We start from the raw sequence: 14,928 nt of genomic DNA on the forward strand, positions 1-14,928 counted from the left end.
ACAGAGAGGACTTTACAGGCACTACGATGGTACAATAACAAATGCAGACATAAATGGAGCTGCAAATATCTTGAGGAAAGTATTCCCAAAGGTAAGCCAATGGGATAGGGGCATAGTGGACATGCCCTGTTCTGCAGGATGCATAGAGCATCCTACAGGTTCATGCCGCTTTGCGGCATAACAGAAACCCTTTCCGACGTGGAGTCGGTGAGGGCAGTTCATAAATTCATGTATTCCGAGCAAAAGAGATATGAAAAGCAGCTGTCTAAACTTGGACTTAAAAGTAAGGACAGTTTTTCGTGTGCCTGCTACTTTGATGAGCAGGGCAACAGGCCAAAGAAAGGCGATATTCTTAGCTGGGCTGAGTCCTCGGCAGTTGTATATGCCAATTCTGTTTTGGGAGCAAGATGCAACAGAAATTCAGGAATCATAGAACTTTTTGGATCAATTCTTGGATGTGTTCCAAAGTTTGGGCTTCTTACAGACGAAGGCAGAAAGGCCACCTGGAAGGTGGAAGTTAAGACAACTAAGCTTCCGCCCGCGCAGGTTCTGGGTTCTGCCATAGGCATGAAAGTCATGGAAGATGTGCCATATGTCTACGGGTTATCAGATTTTCTGGGAAAAGAACTTTCTCCAAGCGTTTGCGATTATTTGAAAAACTTCGGGGCTGCTACAGCGTCCAATGGCGCAGTAGGTCTTTATCATATCGACGAGCTTACTCCGGAAGCCGTTGAGCTGGGAGAGAGTCTTATAGCAGATAACGCCAGGACTTATGTAATAGACGATGCAGAAATCCAAAGAGTAATAGATAGTTATCCGATCATTTGGAAGAACAAAGATGCAAAGCCTAAAATGTGTTTCATTGGCTGTCCTCATCTTTCAAAATCTGAGCTTAAAGGCTGGATTCACGACATATATGAGGGAGTTAAAGAAAGTGGGAAAAAGACTACAATGATTCCCACCGTACTTACTGCTGCACCCGGAGTATTGGACGCAATCAGGGGAAGCAAAGAAGAGAGCATGGCAGAGGAAATCCATCTGACACTTAGTTATATTTGTCCTTTGATATATTGTGATAATCCGCTTGTTCACTCCGTTCCAATAATCACCAATTCCAATAAACTGAGGACTTACACCTCATGCAGATTCTATGAAGACAAAAAGATCTTACAAATGATCACTGGGAAGGGGAGGATGTAATCATGAAAGAGTTTAAGGGTAGAGTAGTGATACCGGGACAATGCAGTGCAACAGCGCTTGTTTCTCATGGCGGTTTTAATACACTTGCAAGTTATCAGACGAGTTTTCTTACAGGAGACAAAAAGGCAACTTGTTCAGATCAGAACAATCCTGACATATACAAAAAACCTATGGCAGGAGTAGCGCTCTGTCTTCCCCAGACCATCGGTTCAACCACTGGTGGCATGATCTTATTTACAGCTGCTGATTACGGAAGGCAGCCCGCCTGCATGCTTTTTGCAAACCCAATTGATTCTATTGGCGCTGCGGGAGTTCTTTTAGCAGATATCTGGACAGAGGCTAAAATGCCAACCATTGATAGCCTTGGAGAAGAATTCCTGTCATATGTGAAGAACGGCATGACTGTTAATGTAAAGGATGGCGGCATTGTTGAAGTAGATGACTGAAGCTGATCATAAAGTAAGGTAAAGAGCCGTTGCTAGGGGAGGAAAATCCTTTGGGCTGCGGCTTTTTTCTGTGATTTTTTGTGTTCCAAAAGAAAAGGCCCAGATAGTTGCTTTTGCTCCACAAAATACATCAATACATGGCAAAGAGGCTTGCAGAGTAAAGCTGATTCTTCTTGGAAATCGATATAATGGGTTTGGACAGCTTCATCTCATTGGCGATGATATGGTCTGGCTTGGACCGGATTCATTTAGAAGTTGTGGAGACTCATTTACAAGTACCTACAATGTAATTTCAATGGGGATAATGAGCGAGCCAGTAATAATACTTTGAATTTATAATTAAGGGGCTGTCGCACTAATCTGGGCGAGGCCCCTTCGTCTTATGTGAACAATCATCGTCATTGAGCAGATTTTAATATATTGCCAAAAACGTCTGAATTGTCGATAGATCTGTTAGCGTTCTGTACTAACATAACGTAATTGTTCTTGTGAGTATTCTCGTTATTAAAAACAGCAATATATCCAGATACTTCATAGTTTTGCAATGCGGCAAAGCCTTTATTAAGATACCCGGTCACTTCGCAGAGGTAACCGGGGTACCCGGCTACTGTTGTTGCGGTATAGGAAGTAATGGAAGCTTCATTAAGGAATCTTGATGCAAAATCTTTGGCGTTGTTCTTAACTTCAGATTCTTTTGGCAGTGACCCTAATGCTCTGTAAAACAGAACAGAAGAAACATAGTCAGCCTGGGCATCTTCATCAACGAAGGCTGACCAGTCATCCTGGTTATCTGCTTCATCATTAAAATCTATAAATGATTTTGGAAGTGTATAGCTGATCCCGTCAAGCTGATAAGTAATTGTTCCATCTTTGTTTAGCGTGGCATTTGGATCATAGGTTGAGAGTGCTTTAGTAAGATACTGTTCAGGCTCTACGTCAAGGCGAGTAAACAGCTCAGTGTTCCAATTGGTGCTGTCTGACTTAAAGAGAAGTTCTTTTTCATCAATCTTTGCTGTAACTATGCAATGCAGCCGGGAGAGTTCAATATAGACTAAGTCGTCCTTGATAGACCAGGGACATTCAAGCTCTGTAAATGAGATTTCGGTGCAGTAGTAATAAGCAAGCCCATCTGAATTAAGCACGAGGATTTCATGGTCGTCACCGCTATACACACCACTTACGTCTATATCTGCTGTAGGCGCGACTGATGTGGCTGTATCGTCCTGTGTTTTTACGGCTTCTGGAAATATCTCTTCAAGTGACTCCGCATTTTCTGCGTGTTTTTCCAGTTCTTTCTTGTTGCGGGATGCTATGCCCAATATAAGGATGATTGCCAGTATTGTGACACATGCGCAGGCAATCAGCAGGACTGGCATCTTTTTCTTATTATTGGAAGTGGTTCTTTTTTCAAAGTATTGTCTGATCTCAAAACCGCATTCCGGGCATTTTTCAATATCTGCTGAGCACCTGGCTCCACAAACAGGACAGTTGACTAGTTTCATATTGTTCACCAATTTTTTATATTATTCCCACTGTGGCGGTGGGAGTATAGTTTTTTATTGTTGCTATAATGTACCTATAAGGAGGGAATTCATTAGAGCTTCTCAAGAGCAGTCTTTAATAGTGAGGCTGACTGGTACCGATCTTTTGGATTCATTTCAAGACATTTGCTAATTATTGATACCAGTTTTGGCGAAACCTTCATGGACGGGTTCTTATCAAGACCAATAAGCGCTTTAATTAGATTACCTACAGCATATATGTCAGTCTGACATGATGAGTTGCCAAAACCAAACTGCTCCGGAGCAGCATAACCTTCAGTACCAATGAGCCTTGTGTCGCGGTCTTTTTCACCAAGACATTGACGGGCGGCATTCAGATCGATGAGGATGATCCTTTCATCTTCTGTAAGGATGACATTGGATGGCTTGATATCACGGTGGATCAGTACAGGAGTCTGTGAATGAAGCTCTATGAGGATAGCGCAAAGCTTAATCGAGTATGATACAGCGTCAGCTTCAGAAACGGGTCCGCATAGATCTATCACTTCCTGGAGAGTATCACCTGAGATGTACTCTTCAATGATAGTAAGAAGATCATCGTGCTCATAAAGGGCATATAGGCGAGGAGTGTTTTTTACGTGGTACTTGAACAGCTGTTCATATACAGGTAGATTGTAGACTTTAAGGGTCTTCTTTAAATAAACCTTTTTAGTCTCTATATGCTGGACAATATATATTTGATGCTCTTCACTGAGCGGAGCGAGCTCTTTATAAAAAGAAATCGGTAATGAACTGTCAAACATATTAGCACCTCACCTGTTATTTATTAAAGTATAGCACAGCAAAGGGGATATCAATGTATAAAAAGAATACTAAAGAACTGGAAGAGATACTCGAGCATACACATCCTGAGAATATTGGCGATTTTGTAGATTCCAATGAAGAGGATCTTCTGGATGGCAATAGAGATTTTATGAGATATATGAACGAGAGGTTCAAAGAGAAAGGAGTCCTTAAACAGGACGTACTTCTTAAGGCTGATATTTCTCAGGGATATGGATACAAGCTACTTTCTGAGGAGAAGGTCACCAAGCAGAGGGACATTATATTAAGGATATGCTATGCTGCAGATTTCACACTAAAAGAGACTCAGCAGGCACTTAAGATTTACCACATGGACACCCTGTATGCTCGGGATCCAAGGGATGCGCTGTTAATGTCTTTTTTTAATACGCATCCGGGAAGCATTATCGATATTAATGAAATGCTTCTGGCAAACAAGATGAAACCGCTAAGATCAAGTGGTACACAGGATTAACACTTTAAAGAGAGGGATAATTTATGAACAAAAGATTGAGAAGTATCGCAAGCATGTTGATGATAGCAATGTTAATGCTTACCGGCTGCGGAAGCGCATCAACAGTATTGGATTATGGTGATGCGGAATCCTTTGAGGCAGCTCTTAACGCTGGGGAAAACCTGGAAGGTAAGACAGTAAGATTCTACGCATCAGAACTGCACCCTGATTCAGCAATGGGTTACAACGTGTGGGCAGGGGAGCATCTTAATTTTATATCTTCCAGAAACCCTGATATTAAAGAGGGGGATATTGTTGATGTTAAGGCAACAGAGATTACAAGTACTATGGGCTCATGGTTTATCAAATATGAGAAGATAGGCGATGCCGTTATTGGTGACAATACAATAACAATAGGAGCTAAGTCTTCAGATACAACAGATGTTGCAGGTAGTAAGGAAGAGGCTACTACGCAAACTGATGATTCAGATAAGGAATTAAAAACAAGTGCAGATTTAAGTGAGAAGGCAGAAAAGAAAGAAACCAGCGCTACAACTGATGTGAAAGCTGAACTTGATAAGATTGAAGCGGTTGACGCTGGGATAGAAGTATTTGACCAGTCCTATGGTGGCAAGCGCGTGAGCGCATATATGGCTATCAAGAATAACAGTAGCATTAATTTAAGGTTTTCAGATATGCGCTTTGAATATGTTGATAACGATGGGAATCTTCTATCTGTAGACGATATGCTGACATGCATTCCGGAAGCTATAAAGCCAGGTCAAATAGGGTATATATATTCCTACTATCACGATATTGAAGACGTTGATCTGTCTAATGGAATATCCTTCCAGCCGGATGGCAAGACGATGGAGGCAGAGAAGTTCTATGAAATTGACGTTAGCGATGAAAGCTTCAGCGTCGGGTCATTCATGGATATCAAGGTTATCGGTAGAGGTGCAAATAATACATCCGATTCGCATACGTTTGCTAAGCCAGGCGCAATATTTTTTGATAGCGAAGATAATGTTATGGGATTCTGCTATGGTCTTGAGTCCTTTGATGCAGGTCAAACTAAAGCATTTGAGATTCAAGGGGATCTTTTATCAGCAGACTATAATCCTAAAAATGTCAGTAGAGTAGAGGTATATATTCAAGGAAACGAGTGGTGATAATACAAGACTAAGTGAGGTACGAGGGTATGATGATAATAGGAATTCTTTTAGTAATATGGGGTGTCATTGGAATCGCAATGGGAATGATGATGTTTGGAGACATAGGGATAGCCTGTATTGTCGGAGCAGTTACAGCCATTCTCTGTGGTGTTGGTTTTATTATGGCAAATAAAAAGATGAGCGAAACAGTTACCACTAATAGCTGAATAAATCTTAAAATGCCATTAAGAATGTGTAAAAGTGAGCATATTTTGACGGAATTTACTATAATTAATGTGCAGTTGCATCAATGATGAGCTGGTGAGGAGACTGGCATGATTTGTCCAAAATGTGGTAAAGAAATTGAAGATGGAAATCTTTTTTGCCCTATGTGTGGAACTAAACTGGCAAACGTCGAGCAAGTAATTGCCCAACCAGAAAAGAAAGCTCCTAAGATAAATAAGAAGATAGTCATTGGCGCAGCCATTGCTGTCTGCTTGATTGGAGTTGTTATTGGTATTTCCGAATACAATGCACAGCCGTCTACAAAATATAAAAAAGCCGAAGCAGCGTTTGCTTCTGGCGAATATGAAAAAGCGCTAAAGCTTTATACTGCTGCAGGAGCATATGAAGATTCTCCTCAAAAAGCTGGTCAGGCACAGGTCTGCATACACTATGAAAAAGCCAAAGAGTATATGAGTCAGGGGGAATATGATACTGCCATATCTGAATTAGAGGCAACAAAAGGATATGAGGATACTGCACAGCTAATCCAGCAATGCCATTACGAAAAGGGAGTGGCGTTATTAGACGCTTCCGAATATGAAGTTGCTGCGGAAGAATTTGCGGCATCTGAGAAGTATATGGATGCAGATGACAAGATCATAGAAATGGGCGAAGCACTTACACAAAATGGTGAGTATGAGCTAGCTGTATCAGTATTTGAAAAGACAAGTATTTCAAAGAATAATCAATACTTAGACTATTCAAAAGCTTCAATCGATTATCAAGAGAAGAAATATGCAGATGCAGCCAAATTATTTAAAGCTGCTGATAAGGTCCTTGACTCAGAAGAAAAATTTAAGGAATGCGAATATGAGGCTGGGAAGATCGATCTGGATAATACCAGATATAGTTCCGCAAAAGGTCATTTTCAAAAAGTAACTGAGTACAAAGATTCAAAGGATCTTATAACTGCTTGTGAACTATTAATGGCACGTGGCTACATAAATGAAGGGAAGATAAATACAGCGAAAGATGCTTTAGAGAAGCTTCCAGAGGATTTCGTGTATAAGGAAGCCAGTGTAGCTGCTTTAAAAGAAAGATTGGTTGTATGTGATAAATGGTTGGCTGTATCAGGTAAATGGACGTCAACGGGCGGAAAGATGCAAACAAAGGAAGACAATAGTTATCGAGATCATTGGTGGTACAAGGAGCTTGATAATGTAGCATTAGATATTACTGTCACATGTGTTCCGAGGGAAGATGGATCTGCGAAAGTAACTGTAACTGGTCAAATACCAATCTTTACAAACTATTCTGCGTGGAAGGAGTATTTGACTGCGGACGCAAAGAATATATCTGCTTCTGAAGTCATGAATGATTATGGAACAATTACAGTTGATAGTAATACAACCGTAAAAATAGCAAAAGACGGCGTTACAGTTAATTACAAATATGTAGATAATGGCTATATCTATAATAAGTATATATACACTACTGATGTAAAGTATGGGAAGCGATCAGTTGAATACTGATAAGGAGATGTCTAGAGGCATAAAAAAGCCAACAAGCAAATGCATATATTACACAAGCTTGTTGGCTTTATGAATTATAAATCATAGTGAGCGATGAGTTTACCTTTCGCATCAAAGACATCCCCAGTATTGGAAATGGTCATGACTTTCTTTTTGGTGTTTGGATCTCTAAACTCTGTCATGGCTGTCGTGTAAGGGTAGCCATTTTTAGATGCAAAATCAATTGTATAATTTGCACGGCCGATTCCCCAAGCAACGGTACCTATCCACTGATAAGAATTTTGCTCTCGCTCTGTTTGTATTTTTTTTGCAGTTTCATAGTAGGTGATATTTACAGGGATTCCGTCACTGTTAAAGAAAACTTCTGATTTTGACGTGGATGCTGCGATTGCTGCGATAAAATTCTGTTGCTGTTCTGCAGCAGCTTTAGCAGCCACTTGGGGATCGAATGTTACTTCTTCTCCGGGTTGAGCCCCGGCGTATGCAAGACGGCCTTCTGCTTTTCCGCTATTTTGGTAATGGTTGAATAAAACTTGAGCATCATTTCCTAAGGCAGCTACTACATCGGGGTTAGATGTTGCATAGAAATTAGGATCAAATTCGGCAGCAAAGGCAGTAATACCAATAGACATGCTCAACACACAAATCATTAGTAATGAGACTAAAAACTCACGCATAACAATCCCTCCTTGGATAAGCTAATTTGATAACGTCGTGTAAATAATATAGCAGACACTTATAAATCTTAATCAAAGTATGTATTAAAGATTTATTAATTTGGGAAATAGAAAAGTGGAGGTGCAATATGAGATTTTGTACAAATTGTGGAAATCAGTTACCTGATGATGTTAAATTTTGCGGAAAGTGTGGAACTCCTGTCCAGTTGAGTAACGAGACCCCCACAGAATCTGTCGTCATGTCTCAAGAAAATAGTGGGGAACCCACTGTAGAGGATAGCGTTACTGTAACAAATACTCCGCAATCCACTGTATCTCCTGAAATCCCTAATACGATAAATGAAGGACCTGTTGCTCAACCCAAGGCTATTCCGTGGGTTTGGCTTGGTATTGGTGCAATTGTTCTTTCTGCTCTGGCATGGATTGTAAAATCTGCAGTAGCTACCATTGTTATTGCAATAGGCGCAATAGCGTTAGCTATATTTCTTTTGGTCAAAAAAGCTAAGCCTAAGGCTCTACCAATCGTAGCTATCGTGATTTCCGGAATATTGCTTATCGCTTGGTGCGTACAATGGACAGTTTTCGACAGAGAAGATGATAAAGAAGTGACTTATCAAAAGGTTACCTTCAGAGACTTAGAGTTTACTATCCCCAATTATTATGAACTTGGTGAGAGTAGTACTTCAGATATGGATGTTTATAATGCAGGAAAAGGAAAAAAGTTTGCTTTTCTGGATATTGGCTATGGCGATGCATACAATGATGGTGGTGCTACAGCGGCCCAATTATCGTCTTATTCATTTTTACTGGAAGACTACCAAGATGAAATTGATGCATATGTAGATCAGGGCCTTGATGAAGCTATTAAGGCAGGAATCAGTGGTATCAATGGTTACAACGTAGAATATGTTAAAGACCTATATTTGGCAGGAACAAAGGCCAAGGAGTACAGGTGCACATGTGATTATGAGGGATATACAGTTAATACTTTGATGGTAGGCTCGATAGATATCATGACGGGTGATTTTTATTATATTATTTTGGGAGAATCTACCGAGGCTGGAAACAAGTATTTATCAGAGTTTGATGGAATTATTACATCAGCAAAATACATTGATGAGACAAGGCATAATGACAGCGTGGCAAAAAGCAATTCTCAAAAGAGTTCCAACAATAATCAAAGCGCTAGCGGAGTAAGCTCAGATTTCAAAGAAACCATGGATTCCTATGAGGAATTCTTTAATGAATACATTGATTTCATGAAGAAGTATACTGATGAAGGCAGTTCAGCTAATGCGTTTTCAATGCTTGCTGATTATTCGGAGTTTATGACCAAATATGCTGATATGATGACTAAGATGAACGAAATAGATACCAGCAATCTTTCTCCGGCAGATTCTGCATATTATCTTGAAGTGACTGCAAGAATCTACCAGAAGTTAGCAGAATTGCAATAATAAATCATTATTCGATGTGAGGATCTTCCTATGGATAATAAAGCTTCAGGGAAACGAATTATTTTGATTATTGTAGGCATGATATTTGCCTTGATAGTGGGAATAATCATTTATAACAGAATATTATTTAATAAATATGTAAACTCAGTAAGTGACTTAAATAAGGCAATTGACACATATAATGTTGCTATAGATGATTACAATAATAAGGCTCAGGAAGCAACAGATAATATTAAAGCATTAATGGAAGAGATTAGTGCTTCTCAGTATGTCATAGACAAAGGTGGAAATGCTTACGATGAATCATATCGATCTGCGCTGGAGGATGAAATAATTGATGCTATCCAAGGTGTTAAGTTTCCGGTGCTATATTCAAAGAAGGATCCTATTCAAAAGGATACGCTATTCTCATTCAAGGAAATAGCTGATGCTACAGAGAGTATCGAAGAACGTAGTAAGGACCTACTCGAAGAAACAAATACAGTTAATGATGCTTTCAATAATTTGGAAGTAGTTGATTATTCGGCCCATATTGATTCAATTAGTATTGCTAAAACAGATCTTATACACAGTTGCTCAATAAGACGTCAAATAACAAATCCTAATAAAGATTTCTTGGTCGAAAGGCTTCAGAGTGTCGCCAATGTGATCAATATCGCTGCCTCCACAGCAGATAATGATCCTAATAATGGAATGTCTGCGGAAAGAGGATATACTGTCCAGATATACTTTTCAGCAGATTATTTTAACAATGCAGAGCTGAAGGGCGATCCGTTAATAAGAGAAGGAACATCCGCAGGTGGAAGTCTGGAAACATATAGGAATGATGACGATGCATTTCAAAGAAATCAGTATTTGACTGCGCTTGAAGGAAACAAAGGATTTAATCCTGGTAAACACAGGCAAGTAGGGACGATAGTACTGCGTGCATCTAATGAGTTGCCGGATGATAAAGCTGAAGAATTGCTTGATAATATAGAGGCAGCACTGCTTGTACCTGATCAGTCCACATATGATGACGTTGTAGAGAGTCAGGTTATTCTTGCAAGGCCAATCAATTATACTCCTAAGGCAGGTATCATCGATTATGTTATTCCAGATGAGTTTGAGAATGTTTGCGAAAACTATGGTGGAACTGCGTTTATCAGTTATATAGGAGATATTGAGAACGTTATGGGCAATGATGATATGGCGGTGTTTTTTGCGATAAATTCAAGCCTTAGCGCGGTAGACAATCTGGAATTATGGGCAACCTATAAAGATGAAATTGACAAGGTAATGATGGAAGGTATCTTTAATTCAATGAAGATACAGACTAAGGAAAACAGAAGTTATCTTGGTCAGGATATAACAATAAATCAGGGTAGTTGTTTATACAAAGGACAAGATGCAAACTTTATATATGCAACATATTTTAATCCATATACCAATGATTTAAATGCGAACTATATTATTTATACATATTCTAATGCTTCAAACTTCAGCTTTCCAGAGCTGTATTATAGCATCTTGGATAGTGCAAGCATTCCTAGCAAAGGGTTGACATCAGAGACATCTGAAAGGTTTCGGTCTGCAGAAGTATCTCCTGACTTTAAAGAAATGATGGATCAATATGAGGCATTTTTTGATAGCTATATTGCTTTTTTAAATCAAATAGAGAATAGCGGAAATGTTGTAAGTTTGTACGCTGATTATTTTGATATGTTAAATAAATATGCTGAAACTATGGAAAAAATGGAAGGCATTGATGCTAATTCCTTATCAGCAGCTGATCAGGCCTATTACATAGAAGTAACTTCTCGAATTACTGAAAAGCTTTTAAAAGCATCATCATAACTAAGAATTGTCCATTGTGGTTCGTGTATTACTTTAAAATAATTCAATAATCAGGATTTCAAATACGGAAACATCCCATATAAGATCCGGAAAACTCAATACAGAGAACCCTCAGATCAGAAAAGTCTGAGGGTCATTTTGAGAGAGCGCACTTTAATACATTACTTCATTAAATCTTCATTTGATGCTATGTACTGATTCAAGTAGGCAAGTAGGGCTTCATCATCATCTACGTATATAATTTAAGTTATGCACGTAAGTATTGCAAAACTTGATCTATATTTCATATACCAGAGAAGTCTCAACAAGATTTGTCATGGATTTATTTGCATATAAACAAATGAATGCTGTTTACTATACATTTCATACTCAAGACCCTAAATGGTGTATTGCAAGTTTGCTGGATATCAGTGGGTTAGATGAAAATTTTTTTGACAACAATTTCCGCCTCAAAGAGGCAATAAAAGAAAAGGGCACATACTAGAAACTTGTATGTATAAAATGTACAAACAAGTTTTATAAAAAAATCTTATAAGCTGTGGACGTTGCAAGAATTTTACATTGACATCTAAGGATGCTATGCTAAAACTGTTTTTAATAAAATATATTTTAATAAAGAGTCCTATTATATAGCAGCAAAATCAGGCTTTTCTCAGTGGGTTGCTGAGAATGCTGATACTGAGAAGGTGTCATTGTTGACATTAGATGATTTGTATAGCTAAATGCGAAAATGGCAATATATGCCAGAGCTTTTTTGGTGGTTGTAAAAAGTGTTAATTGAACTGGAGGAAAGCAGGATGATAAAGACCGCAGTTATCGGTGTAGGAAATATGGGAAGTAAATATGCAGCAATCCTGCAGGATAAGCTTATAGACGGAATGGAATTGGCTGCATTAACAAGGGTAAGAGATCCATATCGAAGTTTGCTTCAAAACTCGATTGACAGCGGGGTTTCTGTATTTGAAAGCGCAGATGCCCTCTTTGATGCTGTGGAACGGGGACATATTAAGATTGACGCGGTCATTATTGCTACCCCACATTATGCCCATGAAAAGTTTGCAGTAAGAGCATTTAAAAATGGACTTCATGTTCTTTGTGATAAACCATCAGGTGTTTATTCCAGGCAGGCAAGGCTTATGGAAGAAGCGGCTGACAATTCAGGCAAGGTTTTTTCAATGGTTTTTAATCAGAGAACATTACCTGTTTACAAGCAGTTAAAAGCGATTGTATCTGGCGGAAGATATGGGGCTCTCAAGAGGGTTAACTGGGTAGTTACCGATTGGTATCGCCCGGAACAGTACTATAAATCCAGCTCTTGGCACGCAACCTGGGATAAAGATGGCGGTGGAGTTCTTTTAAATCAGTGTCCTCACAATCTTGATCTTCTTCAGTGGATATGCGGTAATCCTGCAAGGGTGCAAGGCTTTTGCCACGAAGGAAGATTCCATGACATTGAGGTTGAAGATGATGTAACTGCATATCTGGAGTGGAAAAATGGTGCTACAGGAACATTCATCACTTCTACAGGAGATGCTCCGGGCATGAGCAGACTTGAGATATCCCTTGAGGTAGCCCTGCTGGTCTGTGAAAATGGCAAGATCAGAATTGGAGAACTGGCACAGGAAATGGGCGGCAAAGAAGCAGATTACCGCAGTACATCCACAGATTTTTTCCGTAAGATAAAGGGAACATGGACTGAGATAGAGCCGGAAAAAGAAGAACATCAATATGAAAGAGTCATTCAGGGGTTTTCAGATGAAATAAGTGGATCAGGAAAAAGCATAGCCGACGGCAGAGAAGGAAGAAAAAGCCTTCTATTGACCAATGCTATTTACTTGTCATCTTGGGAGAAAAAGATGGTGGATATTCCACAGATAGGAAGTGCAGAAGAGATTGACTTTGAACAGCGATTTGAAGGTGCTCTTGAGAAAAAAATCAGATAATTTTTGCCACAAATTTTTTTCGCTCGTATAAATAATCAGAAATCAAAAATAACTGATGCATTTGAGGTGGCGAAGGCTTCACCAAGGAATAGCAAAAAGTTATGAGCGGAATTATAGAAGTTACAGCAAAGATGCTTACAGTTCATCAGCGCCGGGGACTTTTAACCAGCGATTTCTTATGAGGGATAGAGCAGTTTACGTAGCGTAAGCTTTACGAAAGACGAGCTCACAAGATTGAGATATTCCGGTAATGATGGCTTTTGCTTCATCTAAACTTAGGAGAATCTCATAAAAATCAAAATAAGGGTGTCACGGTAGATGATGAAAGCTTTCATCGTTTACTGTGGCACCCTTATTTTAACGTACGTACGTTTAGCTTATTGCAGATAGTTATATGCGAGTATGTAAACGTATATACTGGTTTTAGAAGTATATAAGATGTGATGGAAATAGTTAATCAGGGCGAGGAGTTCTATGCTGAGATCAAGCGCAGTACCAATGGTGGTGGAGAGAACTCCCCGGACCTGGATTATGAGAATGATGAATAATTCTTAAATTTTTAATTTAAGAATGTATCATTTCTTTTTAGTCTGAATAATCATAAAAATGTGGTTTAAACAACATACTCATCAAAACCAGTATATTATACTGACACCATCAAAACAAGGAATAAAGAGAGGATTAGAGATGGTAAGAAAGATAATAAAGATCGATGAAGAAAAGTGCAATGGTTGTGGAATATGTGCAAATGCCTGTCATGAGGGTGCTATTGATATTGTAGGTGGAAAAGCAAAACTTGTCAGAGAAAATTTCTGTGATGGATTCGGCGATTGCCTGCCGGGCTGCCCTATGGGAGCAATCTCTTTTGAAGAAAGGGAAGCACCTGCTTACGACGAAGCAGCAGTAAAAGCAATGCAGGAGAAGAAAGATTTGGTAAAAGATATGCATCAGTGTGAAAACAAAATGAATGAAATGCAGCATGCAGAGGGACATGGATGCCCGGGCTCCAGGTTTATGCAGTTAAGGGGAAGTGCCATAGTGGATAATGATCCCGGGCAGGATATGATATCACGAATGAGTTCACACCCGTCAAGGCTGATGCAATGGCCTTGCCAGATAAAACTTTTGCCAACACAGGCAGATTTTTATAATGGTGCTAAGCTCCTTATTGCAGCAGACTGCACAGCATATGCTTATGCAAACATGCATGAGGAATTTATGAAGGGCAAGGTTACAATGATCGGTTGTCCAAAGCTTGATGAAGGCGATTATACTGAGAAACTGACTGAGATTATCGCAAATAACGATATTGCAGGCGTGACAATAGTGAGAATGGAAGTACCATGCTGCGGAGGGCTTCAAAGAGCTGCAGAGAATGCTATAAGAAACAGTGGAAAATTCCTTCCATGGCAGGTTGTGACAATTTCACGAAAAGGTGAGGTTATTGAGTAAATTACTCAATAAGCAGATATTTTCTGGGAGTTTGAAAATAGAAAGCTTATAATTAAATAAAGAGAGAAATAAAAGGAGGCACATTATGGCAGCACTTAATGAAAGAAAAGTAGCAGTAGTAGGTTGTGGATTTGTCGGCTCAGCATCAGCTTTCGCTCTTATGGAGAGCGGGCTTTTTTCCGAAATGGTGCTGATTGATGTGAACAA

General features: G+C 39.3%; 15 protein-coding genes and 1 pseudogene. 13 read left to right on the forward strand and 3 right to left on the reverse strand.

Features of this window, described 5'->3' with window-relative positions:
* From J6O61_RS16115 to J6O61_RS16130, 4 genes and pseudogenes are all read left to right on the forward strand, one after another.
* A pseudogene (locus J6O61_RS16115) lies at positions 1-181 on the forward strand (RNA-guided endonuclease InsQ/TnpB family protein); the annotation flags it as partial.
* The gene (locus J6O61_RS16120) at positions 139-1,200 is read left to right on the forward strand and encodes an aconitase X (RefSeq protein WP_292215257.1); all 1,062 of its coding nucleotides are present in this window, start codon (positions 139-141) and stop codon (positions 1,198-1,200) included. The pseudogene J6O61_RS16115 and the gene J6O61_RS16120, both read left to right, overlap by 43 nt.
* A 2-nt stretch (positions 1,201-1,202) precedes the next feature.
* Positions 1,203-1,646 carry an aconitase X swivel domain-containing protein gene (locus J6O61_RS16125; RefSeq protein ID WP_292215259.1) on the forward strand — a complete coding sequence of 148 codons (444 nt, stop codon included), beginning with the start codon at positions 1,203-1,205 and terminating at the stop codon, positions 1,644-1,646.
* A 70-nt stretch (positions 1,647-1,716) separates the two neighbouring features.
* Positions 1,717-1,977: a hypothetical protein gene (locus J6O61_RS16130; RefSeq protein ID WP_292215261.1), complete on the forward strand. Its 261-nt coding sequence runs from the start codon at positions 1,717-1,719 to the stop codon at positions 1,975-1,977.
* 67 nt (positions 1,978-2,044) lie between these two features.
* On the opposite strand, the gene J6O61_RS16135 is transcribed toward J6O61_RS16130, so the two are convergent.
* A complete protein-coding gene (locus J6O61_RS16135) occupies positions 2,045-3,148 on the reverse strand; it encodes a hypothetical protein (RefSeq protein ID WP_292215263.1) in 1,104 nt (367 codons plus the stop codon).
* A 92-nt stretch (positions 3,149-3,240) separates the two neighbouring features.
* Entirely contained in the window at positions 3,241-3,951 is a 711-nt protein-coding gene (locus tag J6O61_RS16140) for a serine/threonine protein kinase (protein ID WP_292215265.1), read from the reverse strand.
* 53 nt (positions 3,952-4,004) lie between these two features.
* On the opposite strand from J6O61_RS16140, the gene J6O61_RS16145 reads away from it, so the two are divergent.
* The 4 genes from J6O61_RS16145 (at position 4,005) to J6O61_RS16160 (ending at position 7,356) form a co-directional block, all read left to right on the forward strand.
* Complete coding sequence (locus J6O61_RS16145) at positions 4,005-4,466, forward strand: hypothetical protein (protein ID WP_292215266.1); 462 nt, start codon at positions 4,005-4,007, stop codon at positions 4,464-4,466.
* Positions 4,467-4,489: 23 nt separating this feature from the next.
* Positions 4,490-5,617 (forward strand): hypothetical protein, encoded by a 1,128-nt coding sequence (locus J6O61_RS16150; protein WP_292215268.1) that lies wholly within the window; start codon positions 4,490-4,492, stop codon positions 5,615-5,617.
* Positions 5,618-5,646: 29 nt separating this feature from the next.
* Positions 5,647-5,826 (forward strand): hypothetical protein, encoded by a 180-nt coding sequence (locus tag J6O61_RS16155; RefSeq protein ID WP_292215270.1) that lies wholly within the window; start codon positions 5,647-5,649, stop codon positions 5,824-5,826.
* A 108-nt stretch (positions 5,827-5,934) separates the two neighbouring features.
* Entirely contained in the window at positions 5,935-7,356 is a 1,422-nt protein-coding gene (locus J6O61_RS16160) for a tetratricopeptide repeat protein (protein ID WP_292215272.1), read from the forward strand.
* Positions 7,357-7,430: 74 nt separating this feature from the next.
* On the opposite strand, the gene J6O61_RS16165 is transcribed toward J6O61_RS16160, so the two are convergent.
* The gene (locus J6O61_RS16165) at positions 7,431-8,033 is read right to left on the reverse strand and encodes a hypothetical protein (RefSeq protein WP_292215274.1); all 603 of its coding nucleotides are present in this window, start codon (positions 8,031-8,033) and stop codon (positions 7,431-7,433) included.
* A 128-nt stretch (positions 8,034-8,161) separates the two neighbouring features.
* Between J6O61_RS16165 and J6O61_RS16170 the strand changes: the two genes are divergently transcribed.
* The 5 genes from J6O61_RS16170 to J6O61_RS16190 all read left to right on the forward strand — a co-directional run.
* Complete coding sequence (locus J6O61_RS16170; RefSeq protein WP_292215276.1) at positions 8,162-9,490, forward strand: zinc ribbon domain-containing protein; 1,329 nt, start codon at positions 8,162-8,164, stop codon at positions 9,488-9,490.
* Between the two features lie 30 nt (positions 9,491-9,520).
* Positions 9,521-11,326, forward strand: a complete 1,806-nt coding sequence (locus J6O61_RS16175) for a DUF6591 domain-containing protein (protein ID WP_292215278.1) — start codon at positions 9,521-9,523, stop codon at positions 11,324-11,326.
* Positions 11,327-12,123: 797 nt separating this feature from the next.
* Positions 12,124-13,269, forward strand: coding sequence for a Gfo/Idh/MocA family protein (locus J6O61_RS16180; protein WP_292215280.1), 1,146 nt, complete (start codon positions 12,124-12,126; stop codon positions 13,267-13,269).
* Positions 13,270-13,956: 687 nt separating this feature from the next.
* The gene (locus tag J6O61_RS16185) at positions 13,957-14,721 is read left to right on the forward strand and encodes an ATP-binding protein (protein WP_292215281.1); all 765 of its coding nucleotides are present in this window, start codon (positions 13,957-13,959) and stop codon (positions 14,719-14,721) included.
* A gap of 85 nt (positions 14,722-14,806) precedes the next feature.
* Positions 14,807-14,928 (forward strand): lactate/malate family dehydrogenase (locus tag J6O61_RS16190; protein WP_442861712.1); only part of this gene is annotated, 122 nt, incomplete at its 3' end.

Source organism: Butyrivibrio sp. (genome assembly GCF_017635265.1).
Lineage (GTDB): Bacteria > Bacillota > Clostridia > Lachnospirales > Lachnospiraceae > Butyrivibrio.

What these genes read in the sequence shown, in the direction of transcription:
- J6O61_RS16120 (WP_292215257.1), top strand. Translation starts at nt 139, where the DNA reads ATGCATAGAGCATCCTACAGGTTCATGCCGCTTTGCGGCATAACAGAA.
- J6O61_RS16125 (WP_292215259.1), top strand. Translation starts at nt 1,203, where the DNA reads ATGAAAGAGTTTAAGGGTAGAGTAGTGATACCGGGACAATGCAGTGCA.
- J6O61_RS16135 (WP_292215263.1), bottom strand. Translation starts at nt 3,148, where the DNA reads ATGAAACTAGTCAACTGTCCTGTTTGTGGAGCCAGGTGCTCAGCAGAT.
- J6O61_RS16140 (WP_292215265.1), bottom strand. Translation starts at nt 3,951, where the DNA reads ATGTTTGACAGTTCATTACCGATTTCTTTTTATAAAGAGCTCGCTCCG.
- J6O61_RS16145 (WP_292215266.1), top strand. Translation starts at nt 4,005, where the DNA reads ATGTATAAAAAGAATACTAAAGAACTGGAAGAGATACTCGAGCATACA.
- J6O61_RS16150 (WP_292215268.1), top strand. Translation starts at nt 4,490, where the DNA reads ATGAACAAAAGATTGAGAAGTATCGCAAGCATGTTGATGATAGCAATG.
- J6O61_RS16155 (WP_292215270.1), top strand. Translation starts at nt 5,647, where the DNA reads ATGATGATAATAGGAATTCTTTTAGTAATATGGGGTGTCATTGGAATC.
- J6O61_RS16160 (WP_292215272.1), top strand. Translation starts at nt 5,935, where the DNA reads ATGATTTGTCCAAAATGTGGTAAAGAAATTGAAGATGGAAATCTTTTT.
- J6O61_RS16165 (WP_292215274.1), bottom strand. Translation starts at nt 8,033, where the DNA reads ATGCGTGAGTTTTTAGTCTCATTACTAATGATTTGTGTGTTGAGCATG.
- J6O61_RS16170 (WP_292215276.1), top strand. Translation starts at nt 8,162, where the DNA reads ATGAGATTTTGTACAAATTGTGGAAATCAGTTACCTGATGATGTTAAA.
- J6O61_RS16175 (WP_292215278.1), top strand. Translation starts at nt 9,521, where the DNA reads ATGGATAATAAAGCTTCAGGGAAACGAATTATTTTGATTATTGTAGGC.
- J6O61_RS16180 (WP_292215280.1), top strand. Translation starts at nt 12,124, where the DNA reads ATGATAAAGACCGCAGTTATCGGTGTAGGAAATATGGGAAGTAAATAT.
- J6O61_RS16185 (WP_292215281.1), top strand. Translation starts at nt 13,957, where the DNA reads ATGGTAAGAAAGATAATAAAGATCGATGAAGAAAAGTGCAATGGTTGT.